Origin of the sequence: Sporocytophaga myxococcoides (assembly GCF_000775915.1) — a bacterium.
Lineage (GTDB): Bacteria > Bacteroidota > Bacteroidia > Cytophagales > Cytophagaceae > Sporocytophaga > Sporocytophaga myxococcoides_A.
This window is the reverse complement of sequence record NZ_BBLT01000001.1, coordinates 923,820-943,172: the sequence shown is the minus strand read 5'-3', so window position 1 is coordinate 943,172 and position 19,353 is coordinate 923,820. Positions and strand designations below refer to the sequence as shown.

The 19,353-nt window shown below is 35.4% G+C and carries 22 protein-coding genes; 6 read left to right on the top strand and 16 right to left on the bottom strand.

Annotated features, from left to right (window positions below; genetic code table 11):
* Nucleotides 1-313 precede the first annotated feature (313 nt).
* The gene (locus tag MYP_RS04075; RefSeq protein ID WP_045458765.1) at nt 314-838 is read left to right on the top strand and encodes an SHOCT domain-containing protein; all 525 of its coding nucleotides are present in this window, start codon (nt 314-316) and stop codon (nt 836-838) included.
* 44 nt (nt 839-882) lie between these two features.
* Here the strand turns inward: MYP_RS04075 and MYP_RS04070 are convergent, their stop codons facing one another.
* The 9 genes from MYP_RS04070 to MYP_RS25635 form a co-directional block, all read right to left on the bottom strand.
* Nucleotides 883-1,242, bottom strand: a complete 360-nt coding sequence (locus MYP_RS04070) for a nuclear transport factor 2 family protein (protein WP_197060002.1) — start codon at nt 1,240-1,242, stop codon at nt 883-885.
* Between the two features lie 129 nt (nt 1,243-1,371).
* A complete protein-coding gene (locus MYP_RS04065; protein WP_045458757.1) occupies nt 1,372-1,590 on the bottom strand; it encodes a hypothetical protein in 219 nt (72 codons plus the stop codon).
* Between the two features lie 360 nt (nt 1,591-1,950).
* On the bottom strand, nt 1,951-2,703 hold the full coding sequence (locus MYP_RS04060) for an SDR family oxidoreductase (RefSeq protein WP_045458754.1): 753 nt from the start codon (nt 2,701-2,703) through the stop codon (nt 1,951-1,953).
* Between the two features lie 255 nt (nt 2,704-2,958).
* Nucleotides 2,959-3,309 (bottom strand): hypothetical protein, encoded by a 351-nt coding sequence (locus MYP_RS04055; protein WP_156140297.1) that lies wholly within the window; start codon nt 3,307-3,309, stop codon nt 2,959-2,961.
* Nucleotides 3,310-3,383: 74 nt separating this feature from the next.
* Nucleotides 3,384-3,878: a hypothetical protein gene (locus MYP_RS04050; RefSeq protein WP_045458747.1), complete on the bottom strand. Its 495-nt coding sequence runs from the start codon at nt 3,876-3,878 to the stop codon at nt 3,384-3,386.
* Between the two features lie 705 nt (nt 3,879-4,583).
* Entirely contained in the window at nt 4,584-5,309 is a 726-nt protein-coding gene (locus MYP_RS24725) for a hypothetical protein (RefSeq protein ID WP_052429928.1), read from the bottom strand.
* Between the two features lie 372 nt (nt 5,310-5,681).
* A complete protein-coding gene (locus tag MYP_RS04040) occupies nt 5,682-6,332 on the bottom strand; it encodes a hypothetical protein (RefSeq protein WP_045458743.1) in 651 nt (216 codons plus the stop codon).
* A 23-nt stretch (nt 6,333-6,355) separates the two neighbouring features.
* Nucleotides 6,356-6,727 carry a glyoxalase/bleomycin resistance/dioxygenase family protein gene (locus MYP_RS04035; protein WP_045458739.1) on the bottom strand — a complete coding sequence of 124 codons (372 nt, stop codon included), beginning with the start codon at nt 6,725-6,727 and terminating at the stop codon, nt 6,356-6,358.
* A 180-nt stretch (nt 6,728-6,907) separates the two neighbouring features.
* Nucleotides 6,908-8,941 (bottom strand): eCIS core domain-containing protein, encoded by a 2,034-nt coding sequence (locus MYP_RS25635; protein ID WP_197060001.1) that lies wholly within the window; start codon nt 8,939-8,941, stop codon nt 6,908-6,910.
* A 746-nt stretch (nt 8,942-9,687) separates the two neighbouring features.
* Between MYP_RS25635 and MYP_RS04025 the strand changes: the two genes are divergently transcribed.
* Entirely contained in the window at nt 9,688-10,419 is a 732-nt protein-coding gene (locus MYP_RS04025; RefSeq protein WP_045458736.1) for a hypothetical protein, read from the top strand.
* A gap of 100 nt (nt 10,420-10,519) precedes the next feature.
* Here the strand turns inward: MYP_RS04025 and MYP_RS04020 are convergent, their stop codons facing one another.
* Nucleotides 10,520-10,702: a hypothetical protein gene (locus tag MYP_RS04020; RefSeq protein WP_045458733.1), complete on the bottom strand. Its 183-nt coding sequence runs from the start codon at nt 10,700-10,702 to the stop codon at nt 10,520-10,522.
* 302 nt (nt 10,703-11,004) lie between these two features.
* On the opposite strand from MYP_RS04020, the gene MYP_RS04015 reads away from it, so the two are divergent.
* On the top strand, nt 11,005-11,565 hold the full coding sequence (locus tag MYP_RS04015) for a transposase (protein WP_231569996.1): 561 nt from the start codon (nt 11,005-11,007) through the stop codon (nt 11,563-11,565).
* Here MYP_RS04015 and MYP_RS24720 read toward each other — a convergent pair.
* From MYP_RS24720 to MYP_RS03985, 6 genes are all read right to left on the bottom strand, one after another.
* Nucleotides 11,562-12,182, bottom strand: coding sequence for a hypothetical protein (locus MYP_RS24720; RefSeq protein ID WP_052429927.1), 621 nt, complete (start codon nt 12,180-12,182; stop codon nt 11,562-11,564). The two genes, MYP_RS04015 and MYP_RS24720, sit on opposite strands and share 4 nt — an antisense overlap.
* Nucleotides 12,183-12,192: 10 nt before the next feature.
* A complete protein-coding gene (locus tag MYP_RS04005; RefSeq protein WP_045458729.1) occupies nt 12,193-12,408 on the bottom strand; it encodes a hypothetical protein in 216 nt (71 codons plus the stop codon).
* A 5-nt stretch (nt 12,409-12,413) separates the two neighbouring features.
* Nucleotides 12,414-12,620 carry a hypothetical protein gene (locus tag MYP_RS04000; protein ID WP_045458726.1) on the bottom strand — a complete coding sequence of 69 codons (207 nt, stop codon included), beginning with the start codon at nt 12,618-12,620 and terminating at the stop codon, nt 12,414-12,416.
* A gap of 181 nt (nt 12,621-12,801) precedes the next feature.
* The gene (locus tag MYP_RS03995) at nt 12,802-13,641 is read right to left on the bottom strand and encodes an HNH endonuclease (protein WP_045458723.1); all 840 of its coding nucleotides are present in this window, start codon (nt 13,639-13,641) and stop codon (nt 12,802-12,804) included.
* Nucleotides 13,642-13,644: 3 nt separating this feature from the next.
* The gene (locus MYP_RS03990; RefSeq protein WP_052429926.1) at nt 13,645-15,561 is read right to left on the bottom strand and encodes an AAA family ATPase; all 1,917 of its coding nucleotides are present in this window, start codon (nt 15,559-15,561) and stop codon (nt 13,645-13,647) included.
* Between the two features lie 597 nt (nt 15,562-16,158).
* Nucleotides 16,159-16,551, bottom strand: a complete 393-nt coding sequence (locus MYP_RS03985; protein WP_045458719.1) for a helix-turn-helix domain-containing protein — start codon at nt 16,549-16,551, stop codon at nt 16,159-16,161.
* A gap of 209 nt (nt 16,552-16,760) precedes the next feature.
* Between MYP_RS03985 and MYP_RS03980 the strand changes: the two genes are divergently transcribed.
* The 3 genes from MYP_RS03980 to MYP_RS03975 all read left to right on the top strand — a co-directional run bounded on the left by MYP_RS03980 (nt 16,761) and on the right by MYP_RS03975 (nt 18,542).
* The gene (locus tag MYP_RS03980; RefSeq protein ID WP_045458715.1) at nt 16,761-17,135 is read left to right on the top strand and encodes a response regulator; all 375 of its coding nucleotides are present in this window, start codon (nt 16,761-16,763) and stop codon (nt 17,133-17,135) included.
* 68 nt (nt 17,136-17,203) lie between these two features.
* Nucleotides 17,204-17,365 carry a hypothetical protein gene (locus MYP_RS25990; RefSeq protein WP_156140295.1) on the top strand — a complete coding sequence of 54 codons (162 nt, stop codon included), beginning with the start codon at nt 17,204-17,206 and terminating at the stop codon, nt 17,363-17,365.
* Nucleotides 17,366-17,438: 73 nt separating this feature from the next.
* Nucleotides 17,439-18,542, top strand: coding sequence for a YihY/virulence factor BrkB family protein (locus MYP_RS03975; protein ID WP_081990385.1), 1,104 nt, complete (start codon nt 17,439-17,441; stop codon nt 18,540-18,542).
* The last annotated feature ends 811 nt before the right edge of the window (nt 18,543-19,353 follow it).

Sequence of the window (19,353 nt, the reverse complement as noted above, 5' to 3'; positions counted from 1 at the left end):
TCTGTTATCTGTTATAAAAGAATATCTGCTTTCCCATTGTGAAGATTCTATCTTCTCAATCATTAAAAGTGCCACGGTCTTCTTTAGTGCCGCATTATTAAAAAGGTTTTGGCCTGCAAGACAAAGGCTAGGGAGCAGAGCTGACCTATTTTTCTAACGAAAGTATACCCGGTAAATATTCTCAGCATAGTAATAATAGACAACTTATCTTAAACAAAACAAGTAAACATATATAAAATGGCTTAACCCAAACATTATGCCCTGTTCCCTGAAACCGCTTTATCTATTATCTTTTTTTTGCATTTCATCTATCATGTTCAGCAGTTGTGCTGCAAATTATCAGCGCTATGGAAAAACACCTTGTGAAAATCTTTCAACATCTAATGAGTCGCTTAGAAAAATTGCACTTGAAACAGGATCGAAAGAGGAAGATATTGTGCTGACAGACTCCTCGTTGAGATACAACACCAGGAAGGAAATTATATTTCCCGATATTAAAAAAGTAATCGTAACAACTGGTAGAAAATCAATTGCTAAAGGACGTAAGTACAGGCTTATTGTGGTGATGAAAAACAGCTTCAAACGGCATCATCTAACTACGTTTGACTATTTTCTTGCTGTTGATGCTTACAGCACACTGGAATGCGCTGCGGGTATTCCAGCAGGCCAAACAACAAAGAGTATAAATCTTTCATCGCCCAACCCTGTTCCTCAAACCTCCCAACAATTATCTCTTTCCGAAAAGTATGAACTCATAGCAAAATTGAAAACATTACTAGACTCAGGTGCTATTACCCAGCAGGAGTTTGATGCAGAAAAGAGAAAACTTTTGGAATGATATATAGACAGAAAACTAATTGCCTGTAGATTGCGATATAACAGTTAGCTTTCCAGTGTTTTGTCCTGAATGCAGTATGAAGTTATCGTCTGCAATTTATTGTTGTCGTTAAATTCATAGACATCACAAGCAGAAACAAAACTCACCCTTTTGCCATCACGAATAAATTCTGCAGTTCCGCTAACCGCAACTCGATTGTTGTCTGCTATAGTATTTACTGTATTAAAATTTGTAGTTACCGATTTAAAGTAGCTGGCAACTTGTTTGCAGTTGTCCGTTACCGCTTTCTTTCCCTCAAAATAATCTTCACCTACAATTGTCCATTGCACATTATCTGCCAAATATGGATAGATCAGTTCAAAATTTCCATTTGAAAATGCCTCAGCTATTTGTTTCTGTGTCATATCTGTTATTTGTCTTTCCATTTTAATGGTCTGTATCAGACTTACATTAACCGCTAATTATTACATACGCAACAGGTGCGTATATTTTTATTTTATATGAACCAAATTAGTCAATTCTAAACGATATTCCTACTTTCTCCTCCCCTCGTCCAGGACTAACAGGACGAATCTTCCATCATAACTAGCCATAATATTCTCTGTCATAAAAGAATACCTGCTTTCTACTGTCAAATAAAGTGATGAAGAAGACCACTGATAATCTTCTAATTGCTTAACTAAACTCCATTTTATCCCTAACTGGTTATTGTATAGATAATCTGCATTCTCAGTCATTATAAGTGCCGCCATAGATTTAGTTATTGCTACCTTGTTAAAGAAATTCTATCCCAAAGAGAGACTCATCCTGGAGAGCAAAGACACTTTTTGTCTTTAGAGCAAAGTAATGCTCCGTATTTTCATGGGTGATCAGGGGACAGAACATGGATGATAAGTCACAGGCCAATGAGGAGAAATACAAATGATGCACAAGACCCTAATCTCATGGCCCCTTAAACTAAATTCCATTTTACCTCAAAAGGATTATTGAGAAGATAGTCTACCTTCTCAATAATTTAAAATGCCACAATCTTATTTAATGCCCCTATTAAAAAAATTCCATAGAATTTTTAAATTACTAAATCTCAATCTATTTACTTATCTTCCGTTTCTTCATCTTATCACTGAAATCCCAGCGTCCACCATTAATTCTGTGCCGTGAATGTAGGAGGCATCTTGCGAAGCAAGAAATAAAACTGCATTGGCAATTTCGGAAGGTTCACCCAATCTTTTGAAAGGTATTGCAGGAATAATGCTTTGTATTGCTCCTTCAATTTGTTCAGCGTTCAAACCTGTATTATTGAAAATGTTGGTTTTGATATGTCCTGGACTAATGCCATTTACACGAATACCTTTTGCTGTAAGCTCCGAAGCAAACGTTTTAATGAAAGATTGAACTGCTGATTTTGCTGATGAATAAACAGAGAAATTTTGCATACCCATTCCTGTTACAATGGATGTATTGAGCACGATTGCACTACCTTTTTTCATCAATGGTACGATTTGCTGCACTGTAAAAAATGTTCCTTTTACCAAGGTATTAAACAACTCGTCAAAATGAGATTCATCGGCAAACTCAACCGGTGCAAACTTTCCATAACCTGCATTAACAAAGAGCAAGTCAATATTGTCTGTGTATTGCTTTACTTGTTTCTGCAAAAGCATTATATCTTTCATACTACTTGCATTAGACACAATACCAAATACATTTTTCCCTAATTGCTCTATGGCTTTGTTTACGGTTTCAGTACTTCGTCCTGTAATGATTACTTTGCCGTTTTCGTTAATGAATTGTTGGGCTGTGGCAAATCCCATTCCGCTTGTTCCGCCTGTAATGAGTGCGTACTTACCTTTAAATCTTTGCATTGTTTTTTTAAAATTTTAAAATCTGTTGCAAAGATTGAATTATGTGATGTGGTAGAAAACCCGAAACTTGCTATATTGACCGATATGGGGGATAGAATGCGTAATCTTGAGAAAAGGTCAGGAAAACATCTCATCATTGAACTCTGCGAATTATGCCTTTAGCTTAATATAATGCTCCGCATTTTTATTGTTTTGTCCGGGGACCAAACATGGATGAATGATAAGTCAAAGGCCAAGGAGTATAATGTTATTGCTTCACGATTTTTTTAACAGTTTTTCCTCTTGATGAAGTAACCTCCAGGAAATACATCCATTTTTTAGCCTGGAGACATCAATACTGTGGCTTTCACCTATTGAAGCACAAAGGTTAGTCTCTAATACAGCAGCTCTATCCTGGGCTGTAATTCTTAATTTATTTTCATCAGAAGAAAGATCTTTAAAATCAAGTGATATGAAATCCGAAGCAGGGTTAGGATTTACAGATAGTTTCAGTTCTTGCAGATAATCTTTTTTGTTGGTTGTAAGGAATGAAGGCTCATTTAGGTTTGCTACAGTTGAAGTTATCACCTGTGTCTCCATCCCTTCACTCTCCATAGTCAATGTCATTTCGTTGATACCAAAAAGGACATCAATGTAGCCTGGTACATAATAAGCATAACTAACGAAAGTCGTTATTAAGGTTAAACCTGGGATGTTTCTTTTTCTATTGTAGTATATTTTAAACGAATGATATTGTCATAAGTACCAAATTGAGTTTTTAATGTTCCATATCCATCGTATGTAGTTGTAATGCTTCCCGATTTTATTATGTCGCTTTCAACATAGGTTCCGTTAAAATCATCTGAAAATGACTCATTGTATTTCAAAGGTAATTTTACAATGGTCATTGGGTTAGAATAAACAACTGTAGTAGTATTCATAGAATGATTGCTGAATGAACCAAGCCGAATTCTCTCGGTGGATGTTATGTGGGAGATTACATAGCTCTGATCGTCACTAGTTTCTGCAAGAGTACCTGTCGGAAAGTAAGAACTAAAAGCTGTGCTTGATGGATATATAACTTTTATGACACTAGGTTCACCTTCAAAAATTATATCAGAAAAATCCCAGACTTGATTGGCACCGGCATTTCCAGGTGATACGCCTTTAATTTCTTTACTATATGTTTTTATCATTGTCCGTGCTCAGGAACTACAAATGAATTAAGTTCCGGCTGAGCTTGTGAAGTGTAAACGGATAATATTATTAAGAAAAGAGTAAAAATTTTTTCATAAAAAAAGATTTGATTAAACATAATGCAAAACTAAATAAATATGGTTGGAGTAAAACTTAAAATTTCATTTATCTTCTTCTACGACTCCAATACAATACTATGTTTTGACTTCGCATAAAACACTTATCTCCTCTGTATGAAAACTTTGACTTCTAAATACGAAAGTTTTTTTACATTGGAGACTATTACCCACTCTGGTTTAAACCTTCACGCTCTGTCTGACTCTTTGCCTTCTGTCCACAAATGTTAGCATGGTTTTTATTGGATTTTTTATTCTATAAACTTTATATTCTCAACATTACAACCTCCATCCAAAAATAAAAATAGCCCCGTTTTACCGGGGCTATTTTTGTATAATGAGTACTTGATTTTTTGTTTCTATATATGATCTAACGCAATGGATAAACTTGAGAAAGATCAGGGAAATCATAAAACCATCGGACTCATACATCTTTCTGCCATTAGTCCAAAGTAATGCTTCGCATTTTTATGGTTCTGTCGGGGAGACAAAACATGAATGAGAAGCCACAGACCAAGGAGCATAACCTTGAACAAAATAAACTTACGAAAGCTTCTTTCGTCCCACATTTCATTTTTATAGTACTCTTTATTTATTTGTTACATAAACACGTTCTTTAACCGGAACTTTAACATCTTCCAGCAAATGTTTTGGTCTTCCAGACAAACCTCCCAAAGCAGCTGAAATACCGCCTAAAATTAGTCCGATCGCGCCAAAGATTCCTGCCTTAGATGCAACCGTAGATATTTCTTCCGCTTTTTGTCTATTCTCAGGGTTCTGAACTTGCTCCTGAATTCCTTCTTTAGTAATACCTCTCTGGTCTAATTCCTGTGATATTTTTTCTTTAACTTCCGTTGGATTTATATTTTGCTGACCGGCAATGGATAAAGATTTACTTAACGTATTTCCTATAACATTAAACGCACCTCCAATAGTTGTTGTCAATAGGAAGAAACTAAATAAAGTAAATACAGACCAGGTGAGTACACCATGTGCAATTCCTTCTTCATTCCTAGGCATACCAGCGAGTCTTCCCGCTACATAGCCACCCAAAAATAAAGAAATAAGCATACTTGCAACCCACCATATTACCGCACCAGCACCTAGCCCTTCCATAGGATTTGCCTCCGTAGGATTTATGGCTCCTATTCCTATACCCAGACCTAATAAACTAAAAACCATTTGAAACACCAAAGCCACTACTACACCCGCAATGATAGCTCCCCATGATATCCGATTTATTACTACCGGTCCTCTTCCTTCATAATCGCCTGATGATGGAATATTTCTTGATTCCCGACTTTCTCTAAACATAAATAGTTTCCTTTCTTTTTTTTAGAACATGGGAATAAATAAAATCGTTTTCATTCGCTTAGCTATGGGAAAATTACATTTACTTTTTTTTAAAATTGCTTGAATGATTATGGAAGCAGATCCATTCTAATGGTAATTCAAGATTGAACTTTAGACAAAAGCACTTACACTTCGGTATAACTGGGGACAGAACATGGATGATAAATCACAGGTCAAGGTAAGCAACGGATAAACTTGAAAAAGATCAGGAAAATCATACAACTAACGAACTCATACAACTTTCTGCCTTTAGCCCAAAGTAATGCTCCGCATTATTATGACCTGTTAGAGGACAGAATATGGATGATAAGTCACGGACCAAGAAGTAGTGTTTTAAATGCTCCTGTTCGCTTCTGATACTTTTAACTTATATAAAAGAATTGTAATACACATTGCTAGAGAATAGCAATAAAAAGAAACCGAAACGAAATTGTAATTAAGTAAAAAGGTGTAGCTCCGGGAAGAACCCAAAACGGTAATTATATAATTCCATATTAAACCAATTAATATCAAAACTAATTTAATATATATCGTTTTCAAGCCGACGCTGATCATGTAATTTATTAATAGCCAAAAAAGAGCTACAAGGGGTAACGATACTAAAGCAGCTACTCCTGAAACCACCAATAGATTTGTAAAAAGGTTATCGGATACATTAGGAAAATCTAATGCAAAGATTATAAGAATGATTCCCATAATCGCTGCAGTAAACCATGCCTTTAAGACATACTTTTCAACATTCTTTATTCTCTCTGCTCTATTTTTTTTCATACTATAAATCCTCTCTGGCTGAAGTCTTTGACTTCTGCCCACAAATGTAAGTAAGTTTTTAACTTGTGGGAAACACTCAGAAAACTCTATTTTATCACCCTCTATACAAAAACAAAAATAGCCCCGCTTTTTATCAGGGTCTATTTTATAAAATATGTAATTATTTTTTTCTTTTACTGCAATACAAACCTCAAAGTAAAAACTTACTCTCATTTATTGGTTTAAGTTTTGAAAACCTAGCTGTCGCGTGTTTGTAAATTAAAAACAGTTCCTGCCGGATCTTGAATCCAATGCATATTTTCAGGAAGTTCTTCAATTTCGTCACACGTCTCCACTCCATTCAATTTTAAATAGTCAGATGCTTCTTCAACGTTTGGAACTGTAAGCTGTAACCAAGTTTCTGAATGTGTATAGTTGTCTACACAGTCTAACCAAATTATATTGTTGCCGAATTTAACTTCGTGAGTTCTGGAAACGGTAGGATTGTCAATAGGTTTTTCTTCAACTTGTAACTTCAAAATGTTTTTGTAAAAAGCCACTGTTTTGTCGTACTTACTTTTCGGAATTTTTATTGCTATGTTAATTCCAGCTTCAAACTTTATGTCCATTATCCTTATGTTTTTTTCTTTGCAAGTTACAGTTTTCCAAATTATTTAAATCTATCGTTGTTTGTTCGGTGTCACCTGAACCCGTAAGTCAATAAAGCTTGCTTTCATTTGTGGGTTTAAGTTAAAAACTTAAGCCAGATAAACGGTTAACCAGACTTATCCCAGATAAGGCTGATTTTTTTATACATCTTTAACTTTTACCAAAGTTACCCATGTACGTATAAATGATCTTTTGGGAAGTTCATCCTCTTGGGAGCCATTAGAAGTTGATGTACCTTCTTCTTTCTTTGCTAATTGTAATGATTTTTGGTGGTCTTTCATTAATTCCAATGCCTTTTGGTTCTCTACTTTTACTTCCGGTTTGCTGTTTGATCGAGGTCTATTACCTATTTTTGTTGGTACTGTCCGGCTAATTGTATCTATACCTTTTCCCTGGTCAATTTCAACACCACCCACTCTTCCTGATCTTTTGAGCCCAACCCAATTGATACAATTTATTTCTTTCAATATTTCTTGATACAAGGGAAGTTCTGGAGTTTCTCGTAAATCCTTGGTTTTGGTCAAACAGGAATCGAGGTCTTTAAGATTTTTGGCAAATTCCTTTAGATTTTCAACACCGATGTTTCCATGGATGTTTTCTGATACAATTAGCATGGACTCATAGAATGAAAGTTTAAAATCAGAAGCGCCATTCATAAACCAATATTTTACCTGAGCTTTATCGAATTCAACTCTTTTTTCCACAGATGGTGTGGAATGCCAAATTAGCTCGTCTATCCAGGAGACATAGCTGTTAGGCTCTACAACTCCTCCTTCCCAAATGTTTTTACCAGGTGTTTCATTTGGTAATTCATCCATATTGGCTTTTGCTGCAAAAATACTTTCAATTTCCTCCTGCGGAAGTCTCTCTTGCAATTCGTCAAGTCTTGTTTCATCTGGCTGAAATTGATCCATAGTCCATTCTGTTCCCGGCATTTTGGTTGGGTTGTTAAATATCAGGTTTACGAAGAGATTCCTTGAGTCTGTGTCCTTATGCGGAGCTAGTCGTTTTGCGTTTGGATTAAAATCTCGATCAGGATAAAAATTTACCTCTAGCACGACCTTATAGGTTTCATCAAGAAACCATTTTTTAGTTTCTAAGTAAGCCATTTGTCCATTAGCTTTAGTAAAGCTAATCAGAAAGTCTCCTAAACGTTGACGCAACTCATCTTTAATTACAGGTTCGCCAGGTGAAAAATGTTCGGGGGTAAATTTTAGATCTGATGGAAAGGTTAATTTTCCACAATCTAAAAGGCCATCCTGAAGATCTCCGGGATATTTTTCACAGTGGGCTATAAGACCTTTGGCAATTTCGGGCCATAGATCTATCTGGTCTTCCATTTCGCCTCTTAGGCTTTCAAGTTCGCCGGACTTCATCCATAGATCCTGATGAATAGCAGAGATTCTTCGTCCTGTATTTTGATCATATTCATCACCTTTTTTGTCTTGATCCATTACTTCAGGAGCATCATATTTTTCAAACTCGTCTTTCTTTATAATCTCCCAATTTTCTCCATTAAATCTCCACCTTGTTAACTGAGCGGTATTGTGATCTCTTGAAATACCTATATCAAGTTGTTTATTTTTTGAATCATGAAGTTCTTTATCAGCACCACTTGCTTTCTCCAATGCCTTCGCTCCCATCACATCAGCCTCTTTCTCCAATCCAGGATCTTCATTCACGTTCACGTCACCTTTCATCTGAATGGTTGGTTGCACCCTTCCTTGTTTCTGCTGCACCACATGCCAAGCTTCATGAGGCAGATGCTTCTCCTGACCTGAAGCAACATGAATATCAGTACCCTGTGCATAGGCATTAGCTTTCATTTGAGCTGGCTTGTCAGAGTTATAATGAACCTTCACATCGTCCATAGACATTCCTGAAAGGTTTTCAATGCCGGATTTCAGGTCATCTGGCATACCGGTATTGTTTTCTGTAGAAGGTCTGCCTTCCTGCTTTAATTGTATATTTCCCTCATCTTCTTTTTTCAACTGAATATTTCCATGGGTATAAGACATTGATTGCATTACTGCATTGCTATACCCGTTATTCTGGAGGTGATCAGAGCCAGCAGTGGCAAGCTTTCCATATGCCATTAAATTTGAAGTGGACCTGGAAGAGTGGCTATTATTTCTTTGATGAGTGGTTTCTTGATGAGTTTTTTCTGAAGCCATACCAATCTGTGGGTTTTATTTAAGAATCAGCATTAAAGTAAAGCGGATGCATTTAAATAACAACATCCAATATACACCATTACACTTGATTTTCAAACAGTTTATGCTTCACAACTCCAATAAACTCTATTTTATCAACCGCTCTGGTCGAAGTCTATCTGGCTTCAACCCACAAATGAGGGCCAGTTTATTAACTTGCCGACTGTTACCCTCTAAAATCTACATCAATCAACCCTTTCTTTCCTAAATAATTGATTGCACTTTGAATAGATATTATCTTCCGGACATCTGACTATACTGACATAACAGGGATAAGCTAAACGCTGATCCATCATATCATTGGAACTCAACTCTACTCCCCAGACAGTGTCTTCACAGGACGGAATCTATCCATCCCAGTTTAACCATACTATTCTCTGTAAACCGCTATAAAGGAATACCCAGCTGACTCGAGCATTACAAATGCGAATGTGCTTTATTCAATTTGTACCTTTACTTTCTAAACATTTCCATCTATCACAGATTTCACTCAATGCAATCGAGCGACAGTATAAGAGAAAAGCAAACGCGGAACAGCTGGGTTGTTTGTCTTTATAACCGCAAGTCACTAGACTTGCTCTCTTTTGTAAGTAAGTTTTTACTTGTGTGATATCCAATAACCATAGCCAAATGAAAAGTCACAGATCAACTAGTAAAGTTTTATTCATGATGCAATTTCGCAACTGATTGATCGTTTTGCAGCTTATATGAAAAGCAACTGGGTTTTTATTTTTATCCTTGTAAAACTATTTTTTTTTGAAACCTCGCAGCTTTTTGCGCAAAAAAAAGATATTGTTTCTTTAAACATTCAAACAACACCAGTAGGAATAGCACTATTTAAGACACATTTTGATAATCGGTATTGGAAATCGGGAGGATTCGTATTTGGTTTAAGCGCTGCAATACATATGCAAAAGAGAGATGGCAGTTTCTCCTATCAAGCCGGAATAGGAACTAATTTAATAAATTTTAGTTTTGCACTAAAAGAAAAAGAATATAAAACACACTTTCACAATTACCCTAATCTCTTCATTTCTACTAAATATTTATTTAATAAAAGTAATAAGTATATATTTTACTCTCAACTTTCATTTGGCTTGCAACTTCCCACTAAAAAATTTGAAAGTGAAGATTACAAGGATAAATTTAAAGCAAATACTACTTATTCAAATAATAAAATGGGGTTGTTTTTGTCCCCGGAGATAGGATGTAAGCTTAAAGGTAAAAACATTGCTAATGGAATAGAAGTAGGTTTAATTTACAGATTAGGTTTTAACCAGGTTGCTAAAAACACTTTAACAAAGGACAATATAACTCAGCTCTATTTTTATCAAGGTAATTTTTTAGGTTTTTCCTTCAGGTATTTTTTTACATTAAAAGTAAAGACTACCCAATATGCTCCATCATATTTTAGAAAGGCGAGATGTCCAAAAAATTAGGTGAATTTGCAAATCCCCCCTGGTTGAAGTGTACTGACTTCAACCCACAAATGAGAACCAGTTTATTAACTTGCAGAACTGTTACCCTGTAAACTCTACATCAATCAACCCTTTCTTTCCTGAATAGTTGATTGCACTTTGAATAGATATTATCTTCCGGACATCTGACTATACTGACATAACAGGGATAAGCTAAACGCTGATCCATCATATCATTGGAACTCCACTCTACTCCCCAGACAGTGTCTTCACAGACGGAATCTATCCATCCCAGTTTAACCATACTATTCTCTGTAAACCGCTATAAAGGAATACCCAGCTGACTCGAGCATTACAAATGCGAATGTGCTTTATTCAATTTGTACCTTTACTTTCTAAACATTTCCATCTATCACAGATTTCACTCAATGCAATCGAGCGACAGTCTACGAGAAAAGCAAACGCGGAACAGCTGGGTTGTCTGCTCCCCGGCCTGTGGCACACAGTCCGGAATCTATCCACCATGAATAACAATATCCCTCAACAGAATCTTTTTTCAAACCGACCAATAATTTTTATCTTTACTTTCAATCAGCTAAATCAACTATGGAAAAAATATTCAAAGAGCGACGCATCTCCCAGATGAGTCTTCAGGAAGTTTACTTTTGGACAAGTACCGTCAAAGATTGGAAGTTATTGCTTAAACAGGATAAGTATAAGGAATACATCATTGATGTGATGAAGAGGCAGGTAGAGAAGCAATTAATTACAATTTATTGTTTTGTTATTATGCCGAATCATCTTCACATAATTTGGAAACTTAATAAACTGAACGGAAAAGAAAAGCCACATGCTAGTTTTAATAAGGAAACTGCCCATTATTTTGTTAAAGATATGAAAAAAAAACATCCCAAGGTATTGGATCATTTCATTGAAAAGAGCAAAGAAAGAGATTTTAGGATATGGCAAAGAGATCCAATGGCGATTCTGATGGACAGTAAGAAAAAGGTGGAACAAAAGATAGATTATATTCATAACAATCCATTAGGGGCAAAATGGAATTTAGCCAAGAGCCCCGAAGAATATCAATGGTCTTCTGCTGGCTTTTATTTGGCAGGAGAGAAAAGGTATTCCTTTATTACAGATTATAGAGAATATTTTGGTTAGTTGGTTATGGATAGATTCCGGCCTGTGTGCCACAGGCCGGGGAGCAGTGATTCAATTTTATCTTCCATTCGCAATGTCACAAACTCCTTCTCGTCTTTGTTTATATCATTTTTATGTTGATCAAAGGAATCCCAAATAAGGTGTTCAAAAATTCTTCTTAGGTAAACAAATGAACCTATCCCAACGCCATTTGCCGCTAAGCCAATTCCTTTACTAAATTCCTTAAGCTTTTCCTTGTTAAGTACCTTTTGATACTTTTTTAATTCCTGAATATGAAAATCGGCAACTGAAGGAAACTGTCCAACTTTCATTAAAATATGTTTGTCAGCGTTGTAATGAATGAAAAAATCAAGAACATCTCCATATCTCTTGCACTTTATTCCAATTCTATCGGTACCACCGTATTTGGTGAAGTATTCGATACTTTCTTTAATATTACTCCACCCGCCAAAGGTAGATTCAGTTTTTCTGAATGGATTATATCCTTCAATGTCCTGTTGATTATGTCCACGTCCAAGGTTTAGTAAGAAAATGAAATCATCCCAATTTTCTGTGACTTGAACAGGCTTATAAATAGGGAGATTAAAAAAAAAGTATTCTAATGCTAATTCATTCATTTTGCGCTTTTTAGTCTAATGTCAGATTGAGGGATTTTTTAAAATTCTTCAAGTGTCCCTTATCTTTTATGATTGTTAGTACTTCATCATTTCTCGCGAATTGCAATACAAATCCATCATCAATTAGCTCTTCGAACAACACAAAGAATTTATGTACGTGATTGTTGAATTGCATATCGAACAGAGTATCAATGGAAAATGTAATATCTCGTTTGGGGTTTGGCATAAATTCTAATTGTTGTTTAACTGAATGATTTTACCTTCTCTTATTTTCATCTCAACTCGAAGCTGCTCAATCTCCTTACGAAGCTCTAGAATTTGCCTTTTTTTCGCGACTTTTTCATTGGCAATCTTTGAGGTGTAATCCTTAATTTTGTCCTTCGCGTTCTCGATTGTTTGCGCTAGTTGTCTGAGTATTAATTCAGTTATTGCATCCATTTTATTCTATTCAAGGTGTTTTTAATTACTGCCAACGTTTTGCGGCTTGGCGTAGTGGCGGATTTTTAGCACAAATGTTCAATCGAATAACTGCACTTGAACCTACCACAAAACTGTAATACGAAGCACTGCACCCGCCATTACGCCAAACCGCTGTTACCTGCTGGCCTTCTTTCGTTGCCTATTTATATTTGTCAATAAACAAAGGTGAATTTATTAAAGCAATTTCAAGTATACACCTCCAATAGTTATGCCCATATGCCTCTTTGTCATGATTTGTAGCATTAGTAATGTCATTTATGATTGTGTCCAACGAAAGCCTATGTCTAAATGTTAGAATTTTTGTTTCAAGTTCACTTATATATTCAATTGACTTCAACCTCATTCTTTCAAATAAATGAAGTTTGGTATAATGGTTATTAATTACATTAAAGAAATCTGAATTGATTTTATTATCTGTGTTGCTTAAATAGTACCGGAAGTTTAGTTCACTGTACTTATCTAAAAATACATCAACGAATAAATATTGTATTATAGGCAGTTCATCTAAATATAAATTTAAAAAAACGTCATTGCCGTCTTCACTTATAGCATTTAATTTGTGAGAATTACATGTTGTACAGCAAGGAAATAGATTCTTAGGATTTACTATGAATTCAGGGAATTTTGATTTAGGTAATACATGGTCAAATGAATTTGCAGAATCTATTGTACAGTTTTGACACGTACTTATGATGGTTTTAACTTGTAATTTTCGAATGCTCTCCCTTACTGATTTAATTACGCTACTTTGATAGCTGTATAAGGTTGTCAGGTCTTCTTTTGCCGCATATAGAGTTGCATTAGAAACTAATTTATGTAATTCCTTTTGGCTAAATCTTTCATCGAAGGACTTGTATTCATTTTCAACAAGAGGATTAAGTAATTCAAGCCTTGACTTTAATTCACCTGTATGTTTTTTATTGACTGCTTTCTTGTGTATTTCAAAGCATTCCTCTTTATAGGGTTTTAAATTTTTCATTTATTATTCAGGCATTAGGGCTTTTATATATAAACGTACATTTGAAGATACTGGTAGGTTATCAGTTTCAAGGATTGTCAATATTTCTTCATACGATTTACCTTTCGAAACCAATTCAGAAATTAGATTTATGAAATGCCTCGGGACTTCTCTGTTTCCAAAAATCTCTTGGGTTATTACAGTTAAGTTTTCGCCAAACGATTCTCGTTCTAAATTTCTGATATAGGCTAAATTATTTTCACGTTCAATTACGAAAATATTTCTTGCTGGTATTTCTTGAATTATTATTGGAGAATGAGTAGCAATTACACAAAAGGATTGAAATCTTTTCACCAAATCAAACAAAGTGTTTAGTAATGCACTTATTGCATTTGGATGCAAATGCGTTTCGGGTTCATCGAAAAGAATTAGTGAATCATATCTTATTTGTGAAAGTATTTCGCTTACCATAAACAAGATTATACTTTGACCAGAACTAAGATGTTTTCGTATCTCGCTAAATTTATCTTCCTTAAAAACGTAATTATAAGGATTTATGAAATCTTCAACTTTTTCAAATGCAATATCTAAAATGTCGACAATAATGAAATTGCTTAGAATTTTATACCAATCGTTTTCCAAATTCTTTCTTTTAATTAGGGCAACTGATTGGTAGAAACCTGCTAATAAATCATCGTCCGATTTCCATGTATTATCACTTTTCTTAAGTCCACAGTAAACATAATTGAATGATGCGTCTCTATTTGGTATTTCAAATCTGTCAAAAAAACTATAAGAGACTGTAAAGACTTTTCCATAAACAGGTTTTCTAGGAGTAAAAGTTTGAGGTTCCTTTTCTGATAACTCTTTAGCCAAAGAAGATAGGATTCTTGTTTTTCCAGTTCCATTTTTGCCGATTAAAGCATAAATTCTGTGTTCAAAGTCCGTATTGTATTCAAAGTCAAAATTTAATGCAATTGTGTTTTCAGCATACGGGGGTTTATGAGTGTAATTAAATTTGTAATATTCATTTGAAGGTATCCCTTCAATTTCAAATCTTATGGTTCTAGCCAAACGCTCTTTATCATTTTCCCTTAATAGGGACGTTTTGAAAATATCATCATTTTCAAAAAGCTCATAAATTCTAGGAAAAGTTGCAACATCTCTTAATGCCAGTAAGAAACTTGTGTAATTACTGCCCAAGAGCTGCTTTAATCTAAAATAATATGATTTATTCTGACCTAAGGAACAATAATCATTAGATAATCCAGTAAAAGTTTCAGAGAGGGAATCCCAAGTTGGGTTTGTCCCTTGTTTCATAATTTTTGTCTGTCCAATTGTAGTGTAACTATTAACTTGGGAGTAGTATGTTAAATCAAAAAGCGTTCTTAAGCCATAGTCATTCCAGTTGTCATACCTTAATACAAAACAAGGGTATATTCTTTGTCCTTCTTGGGTTGATAAGTAAATTGGGATATTATTTGCTAAGATTTCAATTGGCAAATCATTGAATTCATCATTCGCCTTATATTTAAATACAGGGAGTTCTTCAAAATATGTTGTCAATATTAATCTAAATCCTGACTCCTGAATGATTGCATTTATTTTTGAAACATAAAGTAAGATTTCTTCTTTGCTTTTTCTAACAGTCGGATTTACGATTGTTTCTAGGAAAAGAATAAAATGATTTTCATCACCGTCAATCAATCTGAATCTCTCTAGAAATAAATATTCTATAGTCCAATCATTGTTATTTACAATATGTTGATATGTGTCGTCATAGGCATTTTTAAAGCGTCCATCTTCAGAAGACATTTCTTTTAAATTCCAAATCTTACTTAAAAATGTAAGAATACCATCATACTCCTCATATTTACCTAAAAAGTTTGGTGTGGAAATTATTTCGTTAAACGCTTGTGTTTTAAGTTCTCTTTTGAGCATTGTCTAATTTGTGATTGTGAGTTTCAATTTGAAAAGTATTTCACGTTTTTGATTCTTAGAATAGAAGTTGTCTCTTAGGCTTGCAGGTAACTTTGCATAAACGCCATATGGCGTTTATCTGCCTTATATATTCTTTGTTGTCCATACTATACAATAATTAATCATCACCAAATAGACTATCAAGTGACATAGCCTCTTCATCAAAAATCTCTATCATGTCTGTCCGGAAACAATCATTAAACAAATGCCTGACATTTCTAAACACAGACTTCTATCACAAATTACGCTGCCTATATGTTAGCGTCAGTGTTCCTTATAAAAGTTTTTGATCAACACAAAAGAATACCCAAAACAAAAAAACTTAAAAAAGAATCTTAAAAAGCATTCCCCAAAAAACAAATACTACTACGAACGAATATTCCAAAGAGTTACAAGTCAGATATATTTATTAGATCTATAGTATCTATTCTTTCAAATCCAACATCTGGTTAAATAAAATAGCAACCTTAAAAATTTCCCTCTAAAAATAAAAAGGCCGGATACAACTATACATCTTTAGTTTTGTCCGACCTTCCTCATTAGAATATTAAAAAACTTCTACTTCTCCCCTCCCAACCTATCAATCTCCTTCTTATACATCTCAATTTCCTTCTTCTGCATATCAATAATATCTTGTAGTAGCTTTATCTTATCCTCATACAATGCTTTGATATCAGAAGGAAAGTTTTGATTGAGTGTGCCATTATTAAAAATACCATCCTTTTTTTGCATGACATTAAAAACAATCTTCTCATCAAACGCCAATATATCCTGCACACTCACTTGAAGCACCTTCGCAATCTGCTCCAGCCTCTCCGGGCTTACGGTCACCTCGTCTGTTTCGATTTTGCTGTAGCTGGGCTGGCTGATGCCTAATACCTCTGCCATGTATTCCTGTTTCAGACCTTTTAGCTCTCTTACTTTCTTTATTTTAGTTCCTAACGTTAGCATAACTCTTTAAAAATTAATCCGATACTTACATTATAAGATATTCTTTTGTTATGAATATTTTATTCTTGCCATGAATAAAATACCACTTATTTTTGATCTTATTATACAAAACTAATAAAATCAGCCATATATGGAAATATCAGTCCGGCCGGCACTAAACGGTCGAACCATCTGAAATCTATTTTTAAAACGTCTAAAACCAGCTAAGAATGAAACACACAACCGGCCTGCTCTATGTCGATAGTGAGCAGCACAACCTGAATGCTTTCCGTGCTTATTTCCGGGAATTTAAGGAATATAATATTCACCTGTATAGAACAGGTATTGATGCGCTCTTTGCCCTGCATACCGAAAAGATCGACATCATCATTGCCGACCAGCCCCGACCGGAGGTCACAGGATTTGAGTTTGTAAGTGCAGCACATTTTAAGGATTCGCCACCGCTCATTATTGCACTCACCGTTCATCCGGATACCACTGCACTGGATCTGGCGATGGAGCAAGGTACGCTTTTCCGGTACTTTGGAAAGCCTGTCGACTTTCAGGAACTGCACCTGGCATTGATAGATGCTAAATTAAGTTGAAAGTTGAAAGTTGAAAGCTTAAAGTTTAAACTTTAAAGTAGGTGAGCAAAGATCTATGAGAATTGAAATTGTGGTTCAGGCATCTGGGAGGCGCTCATAAATTTACAGGAGGTGGCACTCTCCTGATTCTGGATATTTTTAAGCCGCCTTTCTTTGGTTTGAAACCTTATTTCCTTACGCTATCCATAAAAATCATTAATGACCTGGCACTGATTACAGCATCGTTATGAACCACTTCTGGAGCTTTATTAAACTATCTTTTTAAGCTTTCCGTTACCAATTTAGAAACAGGGAAAATGGGAAATGGATAGCAGGAATAAAGGAACGATGGCGGATCGACCAAAGGAGATCCCCGCAAGAGGGTGGAAAGATATATTTCTAAGGGTAAAGGATGAATTTACCAATGATCATATCAGCATAGTAGCAGCAGGGGTTGCGTTTTATTTCTTTCTGGCGCTTTTCCCTTTGATGAGCGCTATGGTTGCCATTTATGGACTTGCATTTGACGCTGCTCAGGTAGAACAACAATTGAGTCAGTTAAGTGCAGTAATGCCGCCACAAGCTCAGGATATCATTGGACCACAATTACATAAGATAGTCAGCGCCCCTCAACAGGGTCTTGGTTTGGCATTGATTTTCAGTATTCTGCTTAGTCTGTGGTCTGCTAATGCCGGAACCAAGGCGCTTTTTGATGGTATTAATATAGCTTACAACGAAAATGAAGAAAGAAATTTCTTTAAGTTAAATGGGATAACCCTTGCCGTTACTCTGGGGGGAATATTGGTAGGATTAGTAGCAGCAGCATTGGTAATCGGTTTTCCAGCTATCATTGATAGACTTGGATTGCCTTCTACAGTATCAGATATCCTTTCATTGGCACGTTGGCCTTTGCTTTTTGCATTCATCGTTGTTTCATTATCTGTAATATATAAAATTGCACCTGACAGAAATAATCCTAAATTCAAGTGGGTTAGCTGGGGTGCATGTATAGCTGCTGCCTTATGGATAGGTGCTTCTCTTCTGTTTAGTTTATACATCAATAACTTCGGAAATTATGATGCGACTTACGGTGCTATAGCTGCTGTCATTATCCTGATGCTGTGGTTTCAGATTACAAGCATTTGTGTTCTGCTCGGTGCAGAAATAAATTCTGAAATGGAACACCAGACAGCTAAAGATACCACTGTTGGTGAACCAGAGCCACTGGGACAACGAAGAGGATATCATGCCGATCGTCTTGCCGCCGGAACAGAAGAGGCAGATGAAAAGGATATTCCTGATGAGGAAAAAGTACGGCACAGAACCAAAAGAACAGAAACTAAAAACAGAGATAGCCTTAAGCTTGAGAGATGGATTAGAAACAGAGAGCTAAAGGCTAAAAATAGAAATCCTGGTGATGAGGATTAAAGCTGAAAAGTTAAAAGTTGAAAGCTTAAAGCTTAAAGTATGAGCAAAAGGTCAATGAGATTTGATAATTGGATTCATACATCTGACGCACTTCGTTAAATATCATTTTAGGACCTAAAAGGTACTGATGATTGGATCGGAATTTCCTGTTCAATTTCGTAGAGACGCCATGTTGGCGTCTCCCTATCCACCTTGAACAATGTTATCCTTTTCATCAAAATCATCCGAAAAGTGGATTAAAACCTACAATAAGCATTATGATCGGATGAAATTATCATATTGCTCTTTATCACAGTTTCTGAGACACCAGCATGGCGTCTCTACATCATGAACAATGTTATCCCTTTCATCAGAATCATCCTTAAAAAGATTTAAAGCCTACAATAAGCATTATGACCGGATATAATTATCATATTGCTCTTTATCACAGTTTCTGAGACACCAGCATGGCGTCTCTACATCATGAACAATGTTATCCCTTTCATCAGAATCATCCTTAAAAAGATTTAAAGCCTACAATAAGCATTATGACCGGATATAATTATCATATTGCTCTTTATCACAGTTTCTGAGACGCCAGCATGGCGTCTCTACATCATGAACAATGTTATCCTTTCATCAAATCATCCTTAAAAAGATTTAAAGCCTACAATAAGCATTATGACCGGATATAATTATCATATTGCTCTTTATCACAGTTTCTGAGACGCCAGCATGGCGTCTCTACATCATGAACAATGTTATCCTTTCATCAAATCATCCTTAAAAAGATTTAAAGCCTACAATAAGCATTATGACCGGATATAATTAT

Excerpts from the sequence above, each read along its gene's own strand:
- MYP_RS04075 (WP_045458765.1), top strand. The coding sequence starts at position 314 with ATGTTCAGCAGTTGTGCTGCAAATTATCAGCGCTATGGAAAAACACCT.
- MYP_RS04070 (WP_197060002.1), bottom strand. The coding sequence starts at position 1,242 with ATGACACAGAAACAAATAGCTGAGGCATTTTCAAATGGAAATTTTGAA.
- MYP_RS04065 (WP_045458757.1), bottom strand. The coding sequence starts at position 1,590 with ATGGCGGCACTTATAATGACTGAGAATGCAGATTATCTATACAATAAC.
- MYP_RS04060 (WP_045458754.1), bottom strand. The coding sequence starts at position 2,703 with ATGCAAAGATTTAAAGGTAAGTACGCACTCATTACAGGCGGAACAAGC.
- MYP_RS04055 (WP_156140297.1), bottom strand. The coding sequence starts at position 3,309 with ATGACATTGACTATGGAGAGTGAAGGGATGGAGACACAGGTGATAACT.
- MYP_RS04050 (WP_045458747.1), bottom strand. The coding sequence starts at position 3,878 with ATGATAAAAACATATAGTAAAGAAATTAAAGGCGTATCACCTGGAAAT.
- MYP_RS24725 (WP_052429928.1), bottom strand. The coding sequence starts at position 5,309 with ATGTTTAGAGAAAGTCGGGAATCAAGAAATATTCCATCATCAGGCGAT.
- MYP_RS04040 (WP_045458743.1), bottom strand. The coding sequence starts at position 6,332 with ATGAGAGTAAGTTTTTACTTTGAGGTTTGTATTGCAGTAAAAGAAAAA.
- MYP_RS04035 (WP_045458739.1), bottom strand. The coding sequence starts at position 6,727 with ATGGACATAAAGTTTGAAGCTGGAATTAACATAGCAATAAAAATTCCG.
- MYP_RS25635 (WP_197060001.1), bottom strand. The coding sequence starts at position 8,941 with ATGGCTTCAGAAAAAACTCATCAAGAAACCACTCATCAAAGAAATAAT.
- MYP_RS04025 (WP_045458736.1), top strand. The coding sequence starts at position 9,688 with ATGAAAAGCAACTGGGTTTTTATTTTTATCCTTGTAAAACTATTTTTT.
- MYP_RS04020 (WP_045458733.1), bottom strand. The coding sequence starts at position 10,702 with ATGGTTAAACTGGGATGGATAGATTCCGTCTGTGAAGACACTGTCTGG.
- MYP_RS04015 (WP_231569996.1), top strand. The coding sequence starts at position 11,005 with ATGGAAAAAATATTCAAAGAGCGACGCATCTCCCAGATGAGTCTTCAG.
- MYP_RS24720 (WP_052429927.1), bottom strand. The coding sequence starts at position 12,182 with ATGAATGAATTAGCATTAGAATACTTTTTTTTTAATCTCCCTATTTAT.
- MYP_RS04005 (WP_045458729.1), bottom strand. The coding sequence starts at position 12,408 with ATGCCAAACCCCAAACGAGATATTACATTTTCCATTGATACTCTGTTC.
- MYP_RS04000 (WP_045458726.1), bottom strand. The coding sequence starts at position 12,620 with ATGGATGCAATAACTGAATTAATACTCAGACAACTAGCGCAAACAATC.
- MYP_RS03995 (WP_045458723.1), bottom strand. The coding sequence starts at position 13,641 with ATGAAAAATTTAAAACCCTATAAAGAGGAATGCTTTGAAATACACAAG.
- MYP_RS03990 (WP_052429926.1), bottom strand. The coding sequence starts at position 15,561 with ATGCTCAAAAGAGAACTTAAAACACAAGCGTTTAACGAAATAATTTCC.
- MYP_RS03985 (WP_045458719.1), bottom strand. The coding sequence starts at position 16,551 with ATGCTAACGTTAGGAACTAAAATAAAGAAAGTAAGAGAGCTAAAAGGT.
- MYP_RS03980 (WP_045458715.1), top strand. The coding sequence starts at position 16,761 with ATGAAACACACAACCGGCCTGCTCTATGTCGATAGTGAGCAGCACAAC.
- MYP_RS03975 (WP_081990385.1), top strand. The coding sequence starts at position 17,439 with ATGGATAGCAGGAATAAAGGAACGATGGCGGATCGACCAAAGGAGATC.